An 18,009-nucleotide genomic window follows, 5' to 3' on the forward strand; every position below is an offset into this window, starting at 1 on the left:
GCTCGCGGCCATGCGAGCTGTCGTGATCGAAGAGTTCGGCGTCCCGCCCGTCGTGCGGGACGTGCCGGAGCCGGTGGCGCCGCCGGGTGGTGCGGTGATCGAGGTCGACGCGACCGGCGTGTGCCGCAGTGACTGGCACACCTGGCAGGGCCACGACGCCGCCGTGACGCTGCCGCACGTCGCCGGGCACGAGCTCGCCGGCCGGGTCGTCGCGCTCGGTGCGGGCGTGCGTGGGTGGGCGCCCGGCGCACGTGTCACCGTGCCGTTCGTCTGCGCGTGCGGCACGTGCGCCCAGTGCGCGCGCGGCGACCAGCAGATCTGCGACCGCGAGTTCCAGCCCGGCGCGACGCACTGGGGTTCCTTCGCCGAGCGCGTCGCCATCGAGCACGCCGAGACGAACCTGGTGGCGCTGCCGGACTCGATGGGCGCCGCCGAAGCCGCCGCGCTCGGCTGCCGGTTCGGGACGGCGTTCCGCGCGGTGCTGCGGCAGGGCCGGGTCACCGCGGGGCAGTGGGTTTCGGTGTACGGGTGCGGCGGCGTCGGGATCTCCGCCGTCCTGCTGGCCGTCGCGGCGGGCGCCAAGGTGGTCGCCGTCGACGTCTCGCCGCCGGCGCTGGAGCTGGCGGCGAAGTCGGGTGCGGTGCTGACCGTCGACGCGTCGGCGTTCGACGGCCCGGAAGCCGTCGCCGAGCACGTGCGAGAGCTGACCGGCGGCGGCACGCACGTCTCGTTGGACTGCCTCGGCTCGCCGTCGACCTGCGCCGCGTCCGTCGGCAGCCTCCGCAAGCGCGGGCGTCACGTCCAGGCCGGGCTGATGCCGCCCGCGCAGGGCGTCGCGCCGATCCCGATGCACCGGGTCATCGGCGGCGAGCTGGAGCTGGTCGGCATCCACGGGCTGCAGGCCCACGAGTACCCGGAGCTGCTCCGCGTCGTCGAGACGGCGGGGATCGACCTCGCCGCGCTGATCGGACGGCGGATCGGGCTCGGCGACGTCCCGGCGGCGCTGGCCGAGATGAACGACCCGGTGCCGGCGCGCGCGGGCGTCACCGTCGTGACGTTCGGTGACTGATCCGCCGCGCCGTGGTCAAGTGACCCGTTCGTAGCTGATCCACGCTGGCCTTGTGACATTCAGGTGTGGCAACGTCTAGTTCATGGTGGCCCAGGGCGAGGGGTTTCGGCCGCAGGAGCGTCCCGTTGGTCCGTTGGGACGTCTCCTGCGGCAGTTCGCCGCCGCGGGCGTCACGTTCCGCGGTCACCGTGTCGTGCCTTCGACGATCACCGAGCGTGCGCGGCGGGAGCTTCCGGCACAATCGAAGTGATGGACGCTCTCCTGCCGCGCCCCCGCGCCGAGATCGCGCCCGGCGCGGTGCACCTGCCCGACTGGCTCGGTTTCGACGAGCAGCGCGAGTTCGTGACGGCCTGCCGCGGCTGGTCCGGCTATCGCCACACCCGCCTGCCGAACGGCGGGGTGATGTCGGTGAAGTCCGTCTGCCTCGGCTGGCACTGGTACCCGTACGGTTACTCGCGCACCACCGGGGAGGGCACGCCGGTGCTGCCGTTCCCGGACTGGCTGGGCGACCTCGGCCGCCGCGCGCTGGCGGCCGCGACCGGTGAGGAGGGCTACGAGCCGGACGTCGCGCTGGTCAACTTCTACGACGCCACCGCGAAGATGGGGCTGCACCAGGACAAGGACGAACGCAGCCTGGCCCCGGTGGTCTCGTTCAGCCTCGGCGACGCCTGCGTGTTCCGCTTCGGCAACACCGAGACGCGCGGCAGGCCGTACACCGACGTCGAACTCCGCTCGGGCGACGTCTTCGTGTTCGGCGGCCCGTCCCGGCTGGCCTACCACGGCGTCCCGAAGACGTTGCCCGGCACGGCGGACCCGGCGCTGGGCCTGACCGGGCGGCTGAACATCACGCTGCGGGTGTCCGGGCTCTAGTCCTTTGTGGACTCGTCTTCCTCGGGCACCACGATGAGCCGCACGGCGACCGCGCGCGAGCCTTCCGGGTGCTGCCCCGGCTCGGTGACGTACTTCCACACCAGGTTCTGGTACTCCTCGACGAACGAAGCGATCTGTTCCTTCGTCAGGTGCAGCCCCGACCGGTAGATCTGGTTCCAGCCGCCCGCGCTGTCGTACCCGGCGTACGCGCGCGTGACCAGCCCCAGGTCGTGGCTCATCTTCATCGCGCCCAGCTTCAACGCGGCTTCGCGCTCGTCCGGCGTCAGCTCCAGGCCCGGCGGGGTGTAGATGTCCTTCATCTGCGACTTCCACCAGCGTTCGCGCCCGTCGCCGCGGTCCTCGAGCTCGGTGATGAGGTCGAGGTCGGCGAGCTTGCGGAGGTGGTAGCTGGTCGTCCCGGTGCTCTCGCCGAGGGCTTTGGCGACGCTCGTCGAGTTCGCTTCGCCGTGTTTGCCCAGGTAGGACAGGATGTCCCGGCGGACGGGGTTGGCCAGCGCCTTCGAGAAGGCCTTGAGATCCGGGCCGGTGAGCACGCGCTTTTGGGGACGTTGGACCATGGCCGCAGCGTACTACAGAGACTGTTTGCAAAAAATCTCTGCAATCGGCTACCTTGGATCGGGAGATCGGGGGTTGCGATGAAGAAGCTGTTCTGGGCGGCGGGGTTGGGGCTACTGCCGTGGATCGCGGTACTGGGGCTGACGCTGCCGGACGTCGTGCAAGCGCAAAACTGGCGGCTGGCCTGGACGGGGTTCGACGCGGCGGAGGCGTTCGGCCTGCTGGCCACCGCCTGGCTGCTCGGGCGCGGCGACCCGCGGACGCCGTTCGCGGCGATCGGCACGGCGACCCTGCTGCTGGCCGACGCCTGGTTCGACGTCGTGACGGCCGGCGACGATGTGGTGTTTTCGCTGCTCATGGCCGGTCTGGAGGTGCCGCTGGCGCTCGCGTGCCTGTCCGTCGCCCTGCCGCGGCCGGCGGTGCCCGCCCATGTCTGAGCTGAGCCCGGGGCTGCGCGACGAGATCGACGACCAGGTCGCGGAGGCCCTCGACGCCTACCTCGTCGAGTGGCGCCCGATCCGGGCCCGCCGCACCTGGCCGCTGTGGCTGGCGATCGCGCTCACCAACGTCGCGTGGCTGGTGGTCGTGAGTGTTCGGTCGGGTTAGCACCCGACCGAACACTCACGACGCGGGACGGAAGCGCACGGTCTGACCCGGGCGCAGCTGGGCCGCGAGGTCGAGGTCGTCCTCCTCGACGACGGCGAGCACCGGGTAGCCGCCGGTCGTCGGGTGGTCGGCGTGGAACAGGATGGGCCGGCCGGACGGCGGTACCTGCAGCGACCCGGGCACGCACGCCTCCGACGGCAGCTCGTCGTGGCGCACGCGCTCGAGAGCGGGCCCGGTCAGCCGGATGCCGACGCGGTCGGAGTCCGGTGACACCGTGTACACAGTGGACAGCAGCGCATCCGGTGCGGCGAACCAGTCCCGGCGCGGGCCCGGCGTCACCCGCAGCACCGGGGATTCCGGCAGAGCCGCCCGGGGCGCGAGGTCCACGACGGGAAACTCCCGCGGTGCCGGGCCGATCGGCAGTAGCATGCCGGCGGCGAGCGGCGGCGGGCCCAGCTTCCCGAGCGTGTCCGTCGCCCGCGAGCCGAGCACCGGCGGCACGTCGATGCCGCCGCGGACCGCCACGTAACACCGCAAGCCCGAAACCGCCGTGCCCAGCGCGAGTTCCTCGCCCGGCCACAACGTGATCGGCCCGTTCAATCCGCCTTTCGAGAGCGGGCACACCGCCCCAGTGACGGCGACCGTGGTGACGGCGGAAGCGCGCAGCACCAGCCCGCCCAGCGTCACCTCCAGGGCCGCGGCGCCGTCCGGGTTGCCGACGAGCCGGTTCGCCAGCCGGAACGACGAGCGGTCGGCGGCCCCGGACCGGCCGACGCCGAGTGCCGCGTGGCCGGGGCGGCCGAGGTCCTGCACCGTCGTCGTGAAGCCCGGCCGCACGACCTCCAGCTTCACGACGGCACCACCGTGAACCGGACGCGGGTGCCGGGCGGCAGCAGGTTCGGCGGGTCGCGCTCGACGTCCCACACCGGAACTTCCGTGCGGCCCAGCAGCCGCCACCCGCCGGGGGAGGCGCTCGGGTAGACCGCGCTGTACTCGCCCGCGATCGCCACCGAGCCCGGCGGGATCCGGGTGCGCGGCGACGAACGCCGGGACACGTGCAGCACCGGGTCCGATCCGGACAGGTAGGCGAAGCCCGGCGCGAACCCGCAGAACGCCGAAACGTACGAACCGCCGCTGTGGCGGGCGATCAGCGAGCCCACGCTCAGCCCCGTTTCCGCGGCGACTTCGGCCAGGTCTTCGCCGTCGTAGACCACCGGGATCACCACCTCGCCCGCGTCGGCCGCCGCACTGTCCACAGGGGACACCTGGCGCAGCACCGCGCCCAGCCGGCCGGCGTCGGTCACCGACGGGTCGAAGCGGACCAGCAGCGTCCGCGCCGCCGGGACCAGCTCCTCGACGCCCTCCGGCGCCAGTTCCGCCACGGCCGCCTGGTAGCCCAGCACGTCGCCGGTCTCGACCAGCACCGCGCGCCGCCCGCACGGGAGCAACCGGACGGTCATCCGGTGAACGCGCCCAGCGGCACGCCGGCGCCCTCGAGCGCCGCCTCGATCCGCCGGGCCAGCTCCACCGCGCCCGGCGTGTCCCCGTGCACGCACAGGGAATCCGGGCGCACGTCGAGCTTGGTGCCGTCTTCGGTCACGACGCCGCCGGTCGCCATGCCGACCGCGCGCTCGGCGACCAGGTCGGGGTCGTGCAGCACCGCGCCCGGCTTCTTGCGCGAGACCAGCTTGCCGTCGGCGGTGTAGGCCCGGTCCGCGAACGCCTCCGCGTACGCCACCACCCCCGCGATCTCCGCCTGCCGCTGCATTTCCGAGTTCGGCAGGCAGAGCAGCGCGAGCGCGGGGTCGTACCGGCGCAGGCCCTCGACGATCGCCGCGGCCTGCTCGGCGTCCGCCGCCGCGGTGTTGTACAGCGCGCCGTGCGGCTTCACGTACGACACGCGGCTGCCGGCCGCGCGGGCGAACGCGTCGAGCGCGCCGATCTGGTAGAGCACTTCGTCGGCCAGCTCGTCCGGCGCGATGTCGAGCGCGCGCCTGCCGAACCCGGCCAGGTCGCGGTACCCGACGTGCGCGCCGATCGCGACGTCGCGCTCGGCCGCCAGCTCGCACACCCGCCGCATCACCGACGGGTCGCCGGCGTGGAAGCCGCACGCGATGTTCGCGCTGGTCACGATGTCGAGCATGGCTTCGTCGTCGCCCATCTTCCAGGCGCCGAAGCCCTCGCCGAGATCGCTGTTCAAGTCCATTTCAGCCCACCCGGTATTCGCTGTCGTGGCGGTCGGTGATGAACATGTACCCCGGCGCGTGGGTGATCGCAAAGGGGGGCCGCGACGCCATCAGCGCCGCCTGCGGGGTGACGCCGCAGGCCCAGAACACCGGGACGTCGCCGGGGTGCGCGTCCACCGGGTCGCCGAAGTCCGGCCGGGAGAGGTCCTCGATCCCCAGCGCGCGGGGGTCGCCGATGTGCACCGGGGCGCCGTGCACCGCAGGCATCGCCCGGGTGATCCGGATGGCGTCGTCGACGCGGTCCTCCGGGATCTGGCGCATCGACACCACCATCGGCCCGAACAGCCGCCCGGCAGGCTCGCACTGCCGGTTCGTCAGGTACATCGCGACGTTGCGGCCCTGGTCGACGTGCCGCAGCGGGACGCCCTCGGCAGCCAGCGCCGTCTCGAACGTGAAGCTGCAGCCGATCGAGAAGGCGACCATGTCGCTGCGCCACAGCCCGGTCGCGTCCGACACCTCGCCGGCGAGCGCGCCGTTCTGCCAGATCCGGTAGCGCGGCAGGTCGGTGCGCAGGTCCGCGCCCTCGGCGAGCCGGGTGGCCGGGTCGCCGGGGTCGGTGACGTCGAGCAGCGGGCACGGCTGCGGGTTGCGGGTGCAGAAGAGCAGGACGTCGTACGCCCAGTCTTCGGGGACGGCGATCAGGTTGGTCTGGGTGAAGCCGTTGGCCCAGCCCGTGGTCGGCCGTGCGGTGCCGCGGCGGAACACCGCGCGCGCCTGGGCCGGGGTGAACGTGGCCGGTTCGTCCGTGGTCGTCATGAGTTCCCCCTCAGTCGACGAGTTCGATGCCCCGGGTTTCCGGGAGGCCGAGCAGTGCGAGCACGGCGATGCCGTAGCCGAGCGCGCCGAACACGATGGCCCCGCCCGCGCCGAGGAAGCCCACCACGGTCGGGAAGATCGCCCCGACCGCGCGGCCGAAGTTGTAGGTGAAGCCCTGTCCCGTTCCGCGCAGCGCCGTCGGGTACAGCTCGGCGAGGAACGCCCCGAAGCCGCTGAAGATCGCGGACATCGAGAAGCCGAGCGGGAAGCCGAGGACGAGCACGAGCCCGTTGGCGCCCTTGGGGATCTGCGTGTACGCGACGATCAGCGCGGCCGAGAGCAGCGCGAAGGTAAGGAACGTTTTCTTGCGCCCCAGCAGGTCCGTGAGGTAGCCGCCGCAGACGTACCCGACGAAGGCGCCGGTGATGAGGAACGCGAGGTAGCCGCCGGTGCCGATCACGGTCAGCTCGCGCGTCTTCTTCAGGTAGGACGGCAGCCACGTCGAGATCGTGTAGTACCCGCCCTGGACGCCGGTGGCCAGCAGCGCGGCGAAGAACGTCGTGCGCACGAGGTCGCCCTTGAAGATCTGGCCGAGAGTGCCCTTCGGGCGTTCGGTCTTGAGGCGTTCTTCCGCGCGCGGGGCGTCCTTGACGCTCTTGCGCACCCACAGCACGAGCAGCGCCGGGATGACGCCGGTCCAGAACATGATCCGCCAGGCGACGTCGTCGCTCGCGACGCTGAACACCACGGTGTAGACGATCACCGACAGGCCCCAGCCGACCGCCCACGCGCTCTGCACGAACGCCACGGTCCGGCCGCGGTAGCGCGCCGAGGAGTACTCCGCGACCAGCGCCGCGCCGGCGGCCCACTCGCCGCCGAAGCCCAGGCCCTGCAGCGCGCGGAAGATCAGCAGCGTCTCGAAGTTCGGCGCGAACCCGCAGAGCACGGTGAAGATCGTGTACATCGCGATGGTGATCTGGAGCGTGCGGACGCGGCCGATCCGGTCGGCGAGCATGCCCGCGCCGACGCCGCCGACGGCCGACACGACCAGCGTCGTCGTGCCGAGCAGGCCGGCTTCACCGCTCGAAATGCCGAAGTAGGCCGTGATGGCGGCCAGGCCGAGCGGCAGGGTCTGGTAGTCGAACGAGTCCAGGCCGTAGCCGCCGAACGCGCCGACGAAGGCGCGCCGTCCGCGTTTTCCGAGCGTGCGGAACCAGTCGAACGGCCGGGCCTCGGTTGCAGTGGTCGCGGTCATGGGCACCTCCTGGCCAGTGTCTCTCATCGTGGCGTGCCTCACACGGTAGGGATTGTTGAACAATTCCACAAGACCGCAATTGGATCGTCCCCTGTGTGACGGGTACCATCGGAGTGTGGTCATCGAAGACAGCGGGTTGCCGGGCCTGGCGGCCGACCGTGGCCTGGTCAGCCGCAAGAGCACGGCCGAACGGGTCGCCGGCGTCCTCCGCAAGCGCATCGCGGAGGGCTTCTTCCTGCCCGGCGGCCGGCTGTCCGAGCAGGACATCGGCAACGCGCTCGGCGTCTCGCGCAACACGCTGCGCGAGGCGTTCCGGCTGCTCACGCACGAGCGGCTGCTGGCCCACGAGCTCAACCGCGGGGTCTTCGTCCGCATCCCGAGCGTCGAGGACGTCGTCGACATCTACCGCGTCCGCAAGATCATCGAGTGCGCGGCGGTCCGCGGGGTGACGGCCAAGCCGGCGAGCTTCGCGCGGATCAAGGAGAAGGTCGACATCGGCGACGAGGCCGCCCGCTCCGGCAACTGGAAGGACCTCGGCACCGCGAACGTCTGGTTCCACCAGGAGCTGGCCGCGCTGTCCGGCAGCGAGCGCGTCAACGAGCTGGTCGACAGGCTGACCGCCGAGCTGCGGCTGGTCTTCCACATCATGGCCGAGCCGCGCCGGTTCCACGAGCGCTACCTGCCGCGCAACCACGAGATCCTCGACCGCATCGAGGCGGGCGACGGGCCGGGCGCGGAGCAGCTGCTGATGAAGTACCTCGAGGACGCCGAGGAGCAGCTGGTCGAGGCGTACGCCGACCGCGCGGAAGCCGCCCGCGCGGCGATCGCGGCGGAGTAGCTACCGCCGTCGCACCATCTCCGCGATCCAGGCGGGCGCGTACGGCGACGTGCAGTTCGGCGGCGTCGGGTAGTCCTTGAGCACTTCCAGGCGCTCGCCGATGGCGATCGCCCGGGCGCGGAGGTTTTCGTGCTCGATCCCGATCTGAGCCAGGCAGTGGTTCATCGCCCACTGCAGGCGGTCCGGGGCGTCCTTCAGCTCCTTCTCGATGACGTCGAGGAGTTCGGTCAGGCCGTCGGTCATGGTGGCCACGCGGGCGGTCGTCAACGCCCAGCCGGCGCTCGCGACGACGGGGTCGGGATCGGCGAACCAGGCCTGGCGCAGCTCCTCGGCGTGCGGGCTCTTCTTGACGACGTAGTTGACGAGCCAGTCGTGCACCTTGGGGGTGCGCGCGGTCCGGAGCATGGTGTCGAGCTCGTCGCGGTCGAAGGCTTTCGGGCGGCAGATCAGCGTCGCGAGCAGTTTGGCCGCGGTGTTGTCGGTCCGCCAGAGTTCGCGGGCGAGGTCGTGCTGCGTTTTCAGCCGTTTCGCGACGGCTCGCAGCTTGCTCAGGTTCACGCCGTGGTCGTCGCCGTGCTTTTCGTTGACCGCACGGGCTTTGGGGTCGTCGAGGGTCGCCAGCTCGGCGAGCACTTCGTCCACGGTCTCCGCCATGGCGACCAGTTTACGGTGCGCGTTCGGGCACGCTTGGCGTCCGGACGGGCCGAGCACCGGCCTGGCTCCGGCGCCGCTGGATAACCTCGGTGCGGTTCCGCCGCCGGAGACCCCCAGCGGCCGGCGGGCCACGCTGCCGGGTCGCCGCAACCCCAGTGCCGCGGCCCGGCAGTCCATACTCCGAAGTCCGTGAATGCCACATTGAGAGACGTAAAGTCCCTCGATGTGGCATTCACGGACTTTCCCGTGGTGTCGTCAGCCGGCGTAGCGCGCGAAGATGCGTGTGAAGTCCCACGCCTGCTGGGAAACACCCGAACAGGTGTCGTTGTTCGGGTAGGCGCCCGGGCACGGGCGGTCGCGGTTGGCCGACCAGAACGTCAACCGGGCCAGGTGGTGCGCGTTGGCGTAGCCCAGGATCGTGGTGAAGTCGTTCAGGGTGACCGTCTCGTTGTTGTCGGTGATGCCGTTCATCGACGAGATGCCCATGTGCCGGTAGGCGGTGTCGTCGTCGTAGCCGTACGCACTCTTGACGACGGTCTTGAGGCCCTCGGCGGCCCGCTGCGTCAGCGTGCCCATGTTCTGGCCGGCGCCGCCGAAGTCGAACGGCATGATGACCCAGCCGTCGACCGTGAGCCCGGACTGCGCCGCCCGGTTCACCAGGCTGCTGTCCGGTCCGGACTGCCCGGTGCCGAAGGTGACGTAGAGCTTGATGCCCGGGTTGTTCGCCCGGACCGTCTTCAGCGCGTCGACCGTGCGCTGCTGCACCGTCGGGTTGCTGTAGGCGTCGGCCTCGATGTCGATGTCGATCGCCTTGAGACCGTAGGCGCTGATCACCTTCTGGTAGCCCGCCGCGAGTTCGTCCGCGCTGCCGCACGAGGACTCCAGCTTGTTCCCGGAGTAGCCGCCGAACGAGGGGATGACGTCGCCGCCGCCCGCGCGGACCGCGTTGATCGTGTTCTGGTCGACACCGCCGGTGAGCGCCCGGCCGCCGTCCCACTGCGGGTTGCAGTAGCCGTTGGACAGGATGAACGCGAGCGTGAACCACTTGACGCCGGTGGCGCTCTGGATCGTCTGCGGGTTCGGCGGGTCGCCCCAGCCGTTGTAGAGGTACGGCGCCACGGCCATCACGCCCGGCGACGGCGTCGTGTTTCCGCTCGGCAGGGTCCACTGCTGGTTGGCCGTGCTCGCGCACGTCCAGATCTGCAGCCGCGTCCCGTTCGCGCTGGAGTTGCCGGTGGCGTCGAGGCATTTGCCCGAGCCGGTGTTGACGAGGTTCTTCGCCGCGTTGGCCGTCCACTTCTGGGCGCCCGAGCCGTTGCAGTCCCAGAGCTGGACCGTGGTGCCGTTCGCGGTGCCGGCGCTCGTCACGTCGAGGCACTTGCCCAGCGCCTGCAGGGATCCGTCGGACCCGACTGTCCACTGTTGAGCGTTGGTGCCGTTGCAGTCGTACAGCTGGATCGCCGTGCCGTTCGCGGTGCTCGCCGCGTTGACGTCGACGCACTTGCCGCCGATGCCGGTGATCGGGCCGGTCGCCGCCTGGGCGACGCCCGGGGCGAGCACCAGCGCCGACGCGGCGGCGAGCGCGCCCAATGCCGCTGTCAGTTTCATGCGGGCACATTCCACTTCTGGTTGGTGGCGCCGGTGCAGGTCCAGATCTGCAGCCGGGTGCCGTTGGCACTGGTGTTGCCGGTCGCGTCGACGCACTTGTTCGACCCGGCACCGACGATGTCCTTGGCCGCGGTGGCCGCCCATCTCTGGTTCGCGGTCCCGCCGCAGTCCCAGAGCTGCAGCTGTGCTCCGTCCGCAGTGGACTGCCCGGTGACGTCGAGGCACTTGCCGAGCGCGCGGATCGTGCCGTCGGTGCCGACGGTCCACTGCTGGGCGGCGGAGCCGTTGCAGTCGTAGAGCTGCACCGCGGTGCCGTTGGCGCTGTTCGCGCCCGCGACGTCGACGCACTTGCCGCCGAGCCCGGTGATCGGGCCGGTCTTGCCGGTGCCGCCGCCGTTGCCCTGGTTGCCGCTCCAGGTGAACGTCGCCGAGGTGTGGCCGGGCAGGGTGTAGCTGAACGAGGAGGTGCCCCAGTTCACCCGCACGCTCTGGTTGCCGGTGCTCGAGTTGTACGCGATCAGCGCCTTCGAGCCGTCCGGGTTCTTCCAGGCGACGTTGCGGACGGTCGAGTTGTCGTTCGAGTCGATCCGGTACGCGCCCGGCTTCACGAACTTCGTCAGGTGGCCCATCGTGTAGTACTCGACGGTGTAGTCGACCTGCCCGCTGCGCGAGTCTCCGTTGTGGACGGTGATCAGGCCGGTGCAGGTGCCGCAGCCGCCGTTGTGCGGGCCCATGTTCTGGTCGACGCCGAGGCTCCACTTGACGAAGCTCTTCGACCAGTTCCGGGTGTAGTCCACGATGTTGTTCATGTCTTCGGCCTGCTGGTTGGAGATCCAGGTGCCGCCGGAGTGCTCGGTCGAGTAGGCGTTGACGCCGGGGTACTGGTTGTGCGTCGTCGTCTGCTGCGCGATGTCGCCGCCGTAGCCGTGCCAGGCGACGCCCCCGAAGTTCGGGTGGTTCCGGATCGCCGAGTCGTCCAATGTGGGCGCGCCGTAGGAGGCGTAGGTGTCCCAGTTCCAGTCGAGCGCGAGGACCTTTGTGGACAGTCCGGCGCCCTGCAGTGCGGGCAGCAGGTTGTTCTTCGCGAAGTACGCGAGCCCGGCGCCGTTCCAGTTGGTCGACGGGTAGCTCGAGCAGCACGTCGGCTCGTTCTGCATCGAGACGTAGTCGATCGGCACGCCCGCGGCCTGGTAGGCCTGGAGGTACTTGACGAAGTACTGCGCGTAGGCCGGGTAGTACTGCGATTCGACCCAGCCGAGCAGGTAGCTGTCGTTGTCCTTCATCCACGGCGGCGCGCTCCACGGCGACGCCATCACCTTGGCCTGCGGGTTGAGCTGCTTGGCCTGCTTGGTCAGCGGCAGCACGTCGGCCTGGTCGTGGGCGATCGAGAAGTGCGTCAGGTTCGGGTCGGTCTGGCCGGCCGGCATGTCGTCGAAGGTGTAGCTGTAGCGGGCCAGGTCGGACGCGCCGAGCGGGTTGCGGATGAAGCTCAGCCCGATGCCGTTGTTCGGGTCGAACAGCTTGCGCATCGTGTCGTCGCGGGTGGCCTGGGAAAGCGCGCCGCTGGAGTTCATCAGCCAGGCCGCAGTGTCCGTAAAGGACGCTCCGCCGCCCTCGAACTGTTGGTAAGTGGTGCCTTCGTTGACGTTGATGGTCACGCCACCGGTGCCGGTGCCCGAGGCGAACGTGATCGGCGTCTGCTGCTGGAGGCCGCGGGTGACCGTCCGGCCGCCGGAGTCGCTGGTGGTGGTGAGCCAGATGTTGACCGTCTCGCCCGCGGCCTGCGCGGGCGCGGCGAAGGTGGCCGCGGCGAGCGCGGTCACGCCGAGCAGCGTGAGCAGTTTTCTCATGGGAGCGTCCACTTCTGGTTCGCGCCGGACCCGCAGGTCCAGATCTGCAGCCGGGTGCCGTTGGCGCTGGAGTTGCCGGTGGCGTCGAGGCACTTGCCCGAGCCGGCGTTCACGAGGTTCTGCGAGCCGTTCGCCGACCACTTCTGGGCACCCGAGCCGTTGCAGTCCCAGAGCTGGGTCGGCGTGCCGTCGGCCGTGCCCGCGCTGGTGACGTCGAGGCACTTGCCGAGTGCTTTCACCGTGCCGTCGGTGCCGACCGTCCATTGTTGAGCGTTGGTTCCGTTGCAGTCGTAGAGCTGGACGGCGGTGCCGTTGGCGTTGTTCGCGCCCGCGACGTCGACGCACTTGCCGCCGATGCCCTTGATCGGCCCGGCCGTCCCGGCGGGCGGGGGTGTCGTGCCGCCGACGAACTGCGTGGCGACCTGCTCGCCGAGGCTGACCGCGTTCGCGTGGTTTTCGATCGGGTCGACGTGCGTGTTCGGGAACACGACGTAGGTGACCGGGCCTTCGGTGCCGCCGTTCTTCGGGTCGGGGTTGATGCCGAGGCTGACGGCGGTGGCGTAGGACGCCTCGCCGATGATGCTCGTCGGGCCGGTGTCGCCGACGACCGCGTAGGTGACCTGGTTGTTGTAGATCACCGCCACGACCGAACCGCCGTCGATCCCGTAGTTGCGGTAGTCCCAAGTGGACGTCGGCTGCGGGAGGACGATGTACGGGAGCTGCGCCGCGTTGAGCGGCTGGTCGGTCGAGGTGTGGAACGCGGTGTCGGGGTAGAAGCAGCAGTCGGTGTTCTCGTTGCACTGCGTGGTGCGGACGCCGTCGCAGTCGATGTCCATGTCGGCGGTGAAGAACACGGCGCCGGGGGTCTGGCAGACGGGCACGGTGGCCGCGCCGCCTTCGTCGAAGGAATACTTGCCGTTGGAGATCTGCTGGCAGTTCTGGGTTTTGGCGAGCAGCTGGCTCGCGGACGGGCCCGCTTCGACCGCAGCTTGGGCGGAACCGGTGGTCAGGGAAAGCGCTAACAGGGCACACCCCATTAGCGCGACGAGGATTCGCCGCACTCGATTCTCCTTATGGGGTAAAGATCAGGGAGTGGTCCACTTCTGGTTGGTGCCGCCGGTGCAGGTCCAGATCTGCAGGCGGGTGCCGTTCGCGGAGCTGTTGCCCGTCGCGTCGAGGCACTTGTTCGCGTTGGGGTTCACGATGTCGCGCGCCCCGGTGACGACCCACTGCTGGGCGCCGGTTCCGTTGCAGTCGTAGAGCTGCACGGGTGTCCCGTCCGCGGTGCCCGCGGCGGCGACGTCCATGCACTTGCCGAGCGCGCGGATGGTGCCGTCGGTGCCGATCGTCCAGCTCTGGGCGGCGTTTCCGTTGCAGTCGGTGATCTGGATGGGCGTCCCGTTGGCGCTGTTCGCGCCGGCGACGTCGACGCACTTTCCACCGATGCCGGTGATGGTGCCGGTCCGGCCGCTGCCGCCGCCCGAGGTGTCGGTGACGTGCACGTAGTCGACGACCAGCTGCTGCGGGAACTGCGTGCTGCTGTTGGGATCGCCGGGCCAGTACCCGCCGACGGCGAGGTTCAGGATGAGGAAGAAATTGTGGTCGTAGACCCAGCGGTTGCCGTTCAGGTCGGCCGGGGTGCGCGTCTGGTAGAGGTTCCCGTCGACGTACCACTTGATCTGGTTGGGCGCCCAGTCGATGGCGTAGGTGTGGAAGTCGTCGGAGAAGTTCGGTCCGTTGTAGGCCGCGCCGATGCCGCCGGAGCCGGAGTACCCGGGCCCGTGGATGGTGCCGTGCACGGTGTTCGGCTCGAACCCGACGTTCTCCATGATGTCGATTTCGCCGTCGGTGGGCCAGTTCCCGCCGCCGAGCATCCAGAACGCGGGCCACATGCCTTGCCCGCGCGGGAGTTTCATGCGCGTCTCGAAGTGGCCGTAGGCCTGGCTGAACCGGCCGGCGGTGTTCATCCGCGCGGAGGTGTACTCGCAGCGGCCGTACCAGCAGTTGTAGTTGCCGGGGTTTTCCTTCTTGGCCGTGATGACGAGGTGGCCCTGCCCGTCGAGCTGGGCGTTGTTCGTGCCGGAGGTGTAGTACTGCCGCTCGTGGTTGTTGACGTTGTCGCCGGTCTCGAGCTGCCACTTCGACCCGTCGACGGCCGACCCGGCGGGCCCGTTGAAGTCATCGGTGAAGGTGGCCGCGGCTTCGGCGGCCGGCGCGGTCAGGGCCTGCTGCCCGAGGACGAGCAGCGAGCAGGCGGCGAAGAGCGCCGCCCATCTCTTGCGGAACTTCGAGGTGGACATCGTTGTCGCCTCTCTTGCCGTTGGGGGGACGGCGTTCCGCGCGCAGCACGGAACGCGGGGAGGGGCCGCGCATGCCGGGGCGGCGGCAGGCGCGGTCAGGCCCTCGAGCCGGGGCGGGGTGGCTCGGGGACGGGTGCTTTGTTGTGTCTGGCAACAAAGTATGCATGGTCCAGACAAGCCGGGCAACAGTCGGCCGGTCATTTTTTTTCAACCCGAATTAAGGGTGGGTGGGTGCCGGGGGTGGGTGGGTCGTCGCTGGTGGCGGGGTCCCGGTGAGCGGGGCACGGGTGGCTCGGTTCGTGGTTGCCGGGCTGGGTCGTGCGGGTGGTCCGGCCGGTGGGTGGGCGCTTGCCGGGTCGGTTGTCCACAACTTGGCTCGGGTGGGGACAACCGGGCGCCGAGGCGGGAATCCGGCGGGTTTTGTCGGGGCGGCTGGATACGCTGGAGCGGGGCGGTCCCCCTGGGAGGGTGGGCCCTGCTGGTGGGGCGCTGCTCAGCGAGGTCGCGAATGACTCATTCGGGACCTCCGAGGTCCCCAATGACCCATTCGCGACACCACGGCAGCCACCGGCACCACCCGACCGCACCGAGAACACCGGCAGCAAAGCCGCCGTGCGTGGATGGCACTGGCGCGCACCAGCACGCTCGACCTCGCGGCGGGCGACCCTCCGCTACGCCGCATCCGAATCCGGTGCGCCCGGCTTCGCCAGCCGCGACGTCGCCCCCTGCTCCAGCAAATCCGCCACCGGCAACGTCGCCGCCCCGGTCGCCACCGCGTCCAGCCCCAGCGACCCCAGCTGGATCGACGTCTGGCTGAACGGGTGCCGCAACGCATGCTCCCCGGCCACCGCGCGAATCCGCGGCAGCAGCTGCTCGCCCAGCGCCAGCCCGGCCCAGCCGCCGATCACTATCCGCTCCGGGTTGAACAAGTTGATCAAGTTCGCGATCCCCGCGCCCAGGTACCCCGCCGTCTCGTCGAGGACGCGAGCCGCCGTCTTCGACCGAGCTGCCGCCTCCAGCAACGCCGTGAACTGGGCCTGCTCGTCCTCGCCCGAGACGTCCTTGCCGCGCGCCCGCCGGTACCGGGCCAGCACGCCGCCCGCGCCGATGTACGCCTCCAGGCAACCCCGCGCGCCGCAGCGGCACTCCTGGCCGCCGTACGCGATCGTCGTGTGGCCCCACTCGCCCGCGCTGCTCGTCGAGCCGCGGTACGTCGTTCCGTCCGTCACCACCGCCGCGCCGACGCCCGAGCCGATCAGGGCGATCACCGCGTGGCGGGCGCCGCGGCCCGCGCCGAACCACATCTCCGCCTGGCCCTGCGTCTTCGCGCCGTTGTCCACGAACAGCGGCAGCCCGACTCCCGCGTCGCGCAGCAGCGAGACCAGCGGGACCGCGTCCCAGCCCACCGTCGGGGCGTGCACCAGCACCCGTGCGCCTTGCTCGACCGTGCCCGGGACGCCGATGCCCACGCCCAGCACCGCCGATTCGTCGATGCCCGCCGTCGCGAACACCTCGCGGAGCCCTGACGTCACCTGCTCGACCGCCGTCGCCGCGTCCGGGGCCTTCGGGAGCGGGTGCTCCACCGTGGCGAGCCGGTTCATCGCCAGGTCGAACAGCTCCACCTTGACGCCGGTTTCGCCGATGTCGACGCCGGCCACGTGCCCGTACGCCGGGTCGACGCGCAGCAGCACGCGCGGGCGGCCGCCGTCGGACTCCACCTGGCCGGCCTCCGTGATGAGGCGTTCCTCGCCCAGTTCCGCGGTCACGTTGCTGACCGTCGCGGCGCTCAATCCGGTGAGCTGGCTGAGTTCGTGCCGCGACAGCGGGCCGTCGAAGTACAGTTTCGACAGCAGCAGGGAACGGTTGTGCCGCCGCAGATCACGGACGGTGGTGCGCTTGCTCGCCATGGGCAACCCATCTGAAACTCTTACCGGCTTCGACCAGGATGCCTGATCACCGTAAGTTGTGGCTATGTATTAAGTGGTGAACTAAGTCCCGAACTGATGGTCGCACGGTGGGTGTCTGGCACAATCCCCCAGGTGACCCAGGTGGTGCGTCAGACAACCCGAGACCTCCGACGGCACAACCGCGCGGCACTCCTCTCCTCCCTGTACCTCCGCGGCCCCGTCAGCAGGCTGGAACTAGTAGCTGAATCGGGACTTTCGGCCGCCACCGTTACCAACGTCGTCTCCGAGCTCATCGCCGACGGCGTCGTCGCCGAGGCCGGTTCGGTCGAATCGGACGGCGGGCGGCCGCGGACGCTGCTCGCCGTGCGGCCCGACTTCGGGCACGTCGTGGGCGTCGACGTCGGCGAAACCCACGTCGAGGTCGGCCTGTTCGACTGCGCGCTCGGCACCCTCGGCACGGTGCGCCACCCGCTCGTCGGCACCCGGCTCGACCCGGGCGAAGTCGCCGGGTTGGTGCGCACCGGCATTGCCGAAGTGCTGGAAGACGGCGAGCCGGACATGGTGTTCGGCGTCGGCATCGGGGTGCCCGGCGCGGTCCGCGACGGCGGGATCGTGCACGCGCCCACCCTCGGCTGGCGCGGCGTGGCCTTCGGCGACCTCATCCACCCGCACATCGACGCGCCTCTCCACCTGGACAACCGGGCCCGCACGCTCGGCCAGGCGGAGACCTGGCGCGGGGCCGGCCGGGGTGCCGAACGCGCCATCGTCGCCCTGCTCGGCGTCGGGGTCGGCGCCGCCGTCGCCACGGCCGGGCGGTCGCACCCCGGCATCACGACCAGCGAGTGGGGCCACACCGTCGTCAAGGCGGGCGGTGCGCCCTGCCGGTGCGGCTCGCACGGCTGCCTGGAGGCCTACGTCGGCACCGAGGCTGTCGTCCGGCACTACGCCGCCCGCGTCGGCAAACAGCCGGTCATCGGGGACGAAAGCGACATCGAACTCGCGCACATCGTGGCGGCGGCCGTCGAACCGGGCGCCGCCGCGGACGTGCTCGCCGAAACCGGCGAATACCTGGGGATCGGCATCGCGAACCTGATCAACCTGCTCAGCCCGGACCGGGTGGTGCTCGCCGGTTCGGCGGGCGCGATCATGGGCCCGGCGATCCTGCCCGCCGTCCGCGACGCCGTCGGCCGCCACGCGCTCGACTACCTCGCCGGGCGCACCGAGGTCGTCCTCGGCCGGCTCGGGCCGGAGGCCGTCGCGCTCGGCGCGGCGACGCTGCCGATCGCGCAGTTGCTGGCCAGCGGGGGCCGGACCGGCTGATTTCCTTGCGTCGCAAGGAGTAGTCCGACGGACAGGTCCAGACCGCCAGTTCTTTCAGTACTTAAACTTAGGCACAAAACGTTACCACCGTGTTATTGACGTGACCCGAGTCACCCGGGTTGACTTCTCGACGTCGTTCGGTCGCCGGCGGTCG

18 protein-coding genes are annotated in these 18,009 nt (G+C 70.6%); 6 read left to right on the forward strand and 12 right to left on the reverse strand.

Translation table 11 applies throughout. The features are described 5' to 3' along the window. The first annotated feature begins 10 nt into the window (after window positions 1-10). Together H4696_RS38870 and H4696_RS38875 are read left to right on the forward strand one after the other, a co-directional pair. Window positions 11-1,069 (forward strand): zinc-binding dehydrogenase, encoded by a 1,059-nt coding sequence (locus H4696_RS38870; protein WP_086860191.1) that lies wholly within the window; start codon window positions 11-13, stop codon window positions 1,067-1,069. A gap of 249 nt (window positions 1,070-1,318) precedes the next feature. Then, entirely contained in the window at window positions 1,319-1,939 is a 621-nt protein-coding gene (locus H4696_RS38875; protein ID WP_192782777.1) for an alpha-ketoglutarate-dependent dioxygenase AlkB family protein, read from the forward strand. Here the strand turns inward: H4696_RS38875 and H4696_RS38880 are convergent. After that, on the reverse strand, window positions 1,936-2,517 hold the full coding sequence (locus tag H4696_RS38880; protein WP_086860196.1) for an ArsR/SmtB family transcription factor: 582 nt from the start codon (window positions 2,515-2,517) through the stop codon (window positions 1,936-1,938). The two genes, H4696_RS38875 and H4696_RS38880, sit on opposite strands and share 4 nt — an antisense overlap. A gap of 78 nt (window positions 2,518-2,595) precedes the next feature. Here H4696_RS38880 and H4696_RS38885 point away from each other — a divergent pair, with 78 nt between their 5' ends. Together H4696_RS38885 and H4696_RS38890 are read left to right on the forward strand one after the other, a co-directional pair. Then, complete coding sequence (locus tag H4696_RS38885) at window positions 2,596-2,952, forward strand: hypothetical protein (RefSeq protein ID WP_086860198.1); 357 nt, start codon at window positions 2,596-2,598, stop codon at window positions 2,950-2,952. Further along, the gene (locus tag H4696_RS38890; protein WP_169734983.1) at window positions 2,945-3,121 is read left to right on the forward strand and encodes a hypothetical protein; all 177 of its coding nucleotides are present in this window, start codon (window positions 2,945-2,947) and stop codon (window positions 3,119-3,121) included. Before H4696_RS38885 ends, H4696_RS38890 begins: the two co-directional genes overlap by 8 nt. A 15-nt stretch (window positions 3,122-3,136) precedes the next feature. On the opposite strand, the gene H4696_RS38895 is transcribed toward H4696_RS38890, so the two are convergent. Genes H4696_RS38895 through H4696_RS38915 form a run of 5 tightly spaced genes read right to left on the reverse strand, consistent with a single transcriptional unit; the run spans window position 3,137 to window position 7,378 of the window. After that, window positions 3,137-3,973 carry a 5-oxoprolinase subunit C family protein gene (locus tag H4696_RS38895; RefSeq protein ID WP_086860199.1) on the reverse strand — a complete coding sequence of 279 codons (837 nt, stop codon included), beginning with the start codon at window positions 3,971-3,973 and terminating at the stop codon, window positions 3,137-3,139. Further along, window positions 3,970-4,581 (reverse strand): 5-oxoprolinase subunit B family protein, encoded by a 612-nt coding sequence (locus tag H4696_RS38900; protein WP_086860200.1) that lies wholly within the window; start codon window positions 4,579-4,581, stop codon window positions 3,970-3,972. Before H4696_RS38900 ends, H4696_RS38895 begins: the two co-directional genes overlap by 4 nt. Next, a complete protein-coding gene (locus H4696_RS38905; protein WP_086860201.1) occupies window positions 4,578-5,327 on the reverse strand; it encodes a LamB/YcsF family protein in 750 nt (249 codons plus the stop codon). The genes H4696_RS38900 and H4696_RS38905 overlap by 4 nt, the downstream gene beginning before the upstream one ends. A gap of 1 nt (window position 5,328) precedes the next feature. Further along, entirely contained in the window at window positions 5,329-6,123 is a 795-nt protein-coding gene (locus H4696_RS38910) for a putative hydro-lyase (RefSeq protein WP_086860203.1), read from the reverse strand. Window positions 6,124-6,133: 10 nt separating this feature from the next. Continuing rightward, window positions 6,134-7,378: an MFS transporter gene (locus H4696_RS38915; protein ID WP_086860205.1), complete on the reverse strand. Its 1,245-nt coding sequence runs from the start codon at window positions 7,376-7,378 to the stop codon at window positions 6,134-6,136. A gap of 115 nt (window positions 7,379-7,493) precedes the next feature. Between H4696_RS38915 and H4696_RS38920 the strand changes: the two genes are divergently transcribed. Then, window positions 7,494-8,216 (forward strand): GntR family transcriptional regulator, encoded by a 723-nt coding sequence (locus H4696_RS38920; RefSeq protein WP_086860207.1) that lies wholly within the window; start codon window positions 7,494-7,496, stop codon window positions 8,214-8,216. On the opposite strand, the gene H4696_RS38925 is transcribed toward H4696_RS38920, so the two are convergent. The 6 genes from H4696_RS38925 to H4696_RS38950 all read right to left on the reverse strand — a co-directional run bounded on the left by H4696_RS38925 (window position 8,217) and on the right by H4696_RS38950 (window position 16,535). Next, on the reverse strand, window positions 8,217-8,870 hold the full coding sequence (locus tag H4696_RS38925) for a DNA alkylation repair protein (RefSeq protein ID WP_192782778.1): 654 nt from the start codon (window positions 8,868-8,870) through the stop codon (window positions 8,217-8,219). It lies immediately after the preceding gene. A 255-nt stretch (window positions 8,871-9,125) separates the two neighbouring features. Continuing rightward, complete coding sequence (locus tag H4696_RS38930) at window positions 9,126-10,478, reverse strand: chitinase (protein WP_086864469.1); 1,353 nt, start codon at window positions 10,476-10,478, stop codon at window positions 9,126-9,128. Next, window positions 10,475-12,328, reverse strand: a complete 1,854-nt coding sequence (locus tag H4696_RS38935; protein WP_169735169.1) for a ricin-type beta-trefoil lectin domain protein — start codon at window positions 12,326-12,328, stop codon at window positions 10,475-10,477. Before H4696_RS38935 ends, H4696_RS38930 begins: the two co-directional genes overlap by 4 nt. Then, the gene (locus H4696_RS38940) at window positions 12,325-13,389 is read right to left on the reverse strand and encodes a glycoside hydrolase family 75 protein (RefSeq protein ID WP_249027210.1); all 1,065 of its coding nucleotides are present in this window, start codon (window positions 13,387-13,389) and stop codon (window positions 12,325-12,327) included. The genes H4696_RS38935 and H4696_RS38940 overlap by 4 nt, the downstream gene beginning before the upstream one ends. 24 nt (window positions 13,390-13,413) lie before the next feature. Continuing rightward, window positions 13,414-14,628, reverse strand: coding sequence for a glycoside hydrolase family 16 protein (locus tag H4696_RS38945; RefSeq protein WP_086864468.1), 1,215 nt, complete (start codon window positions 14,626-14,628; stop codon window positions 13,414-13,416). 671 nt (window positions 14,629-15,299) lie between these two features. Continuing rightward, window positions 15,300-16,535 carry an ROK family transcriptional regulator gene (locus H4696_RS38950; RefSeq protein ID WP_086864247.1) on the reverse strand — a complete coding sequence of 412 codons (1,236 nt, stop codon included), beginning with the start codon at window positions 16,533-16,535 and terminating at the stop codon, window positions 15,300-15,302. Between the two features lie 132 nt (window positions 16,536-16,667). Between H4696_RS38950 and H4696_RS38955 the strand changes: the two genes are divergently transcribed. After that, complete coding sequence (locus tag H4696_RS38955) at window positions 16,668-17,855, forward strand: ROK family transcriptional regulator (protein ID WP_086864248.1); 1,188 nt, start codon at window positions 16,668-16,670, stop codon at window positions 17,853-17,855. The last annotated feature ends 154 nt before the right edge of the window (window positions 17,856-18,009 follow it).

The organism is Amycolatopsis lexingtonensis (genome assembly GCF_014873755.1).
GTDB lineage: Bacteria > Actinomycetota > Actinomycetes > Mycobacteriales > Pseudonocardiaceae > Amycolatopsis > Amycolatopsis lexingtonensis.

Coding starts and splice junctions, on each gene's coding strand:
- H4696_RS38870 (WP_086860191.1), top strand. CDS start 11: ATGCGAGCTGTCGTGATCGAAGAGTTCGGCGTCCCGCCCGTCGTGCGG.
- H4696_RS38875 (WP_192782777.1), top strand. CDS start 1,319: ATGGACGCTCTCCTGCCGCGCCCCCGCGCCGAGATCGCGCCCGGCGCG.
- H4696_RS38880 (WP_086860196.1), bottom strand. CDS start 2,517: ATGGTCCAACGTCCCCAAAAGCGCGTGCTCACCGGCCCGGATCTCAAG.
- H4696_RS38885 (WP_086860198.1), top strand. CDS start 2,596: ATGAAGAAGCTGTTCTGGGCGGCGGGGTTGGGGCTACTGCCGTGGATC.
- H4696_RS38890 (WP_169734983.1), top strand. CDS start 2,945: ATGTCTGAGCTGAGCCCGGGGCTGCGCGACGAGATCGACGACCAGGTC.
- H4696_RS38900 (WP_086860200.1), bottom strand. CDS start 4,581: ATGACCGTCCGGTTGCTCCCGTGCGGGCGGCGCGCGGTGCTGGTCGAG.
- H4696_RS38905 (WP_086860201.1), bottom strand. CDS start 5,327: ATGGACTTGAACAGCGATCTCGGCGAGGGCTTCGGCGCCTGGAAGATG.
- H4696_RS38910 (WP_086860203.1), bottom strand. CDS start 6,123: ATGACGACCACGGACGAACCGGCCACGTTCACCCCGGCCCAGGCGCGC.
- H4696_RS38915 (WP_086860205.1), bottom strand. CDS start 7,378: ATGACCGCGACCACTGCAACCGAGGCCCGGCCGTTCGACTGGTTCCGC.
- H4696_RS38925 (WP_192782778.1), bottom strand. CDS start 8,870: ATGGCGGAGACCGTGGACGAAGTGCTCGCCGAGCTGGCGACCCTCGAC.
- H4696_RS38930 (WP_086864469.1), bottom strand. CDS start 10,478: ATGAAACTGACAGCGGCATTGGGCGCGCTCGCCGCCGCGTCGGCGCTG.
- H4696_RS38935 (WP_169735169.1), bottom strand. CDS start 12,328: ATGAGAAAACTGCTCACGCTGCTCGGCGTGACCGCGCTCGCCGCGGCC.
- H4696_RS38945 (WP_086864468.1), bottom strand. CDS start 14,628: ATGTCCACCTCGAAGTTCCGCAAGAGATGGGCGGCGCTCTTCGCCGCC.
- H4696_RS38950 (WP_086864247.1), bottom strand. CDS start 16,535: ATGGCGAGCAAGCGCACCACCGTCCGTGATCTGCGGCGGCACAACCGT.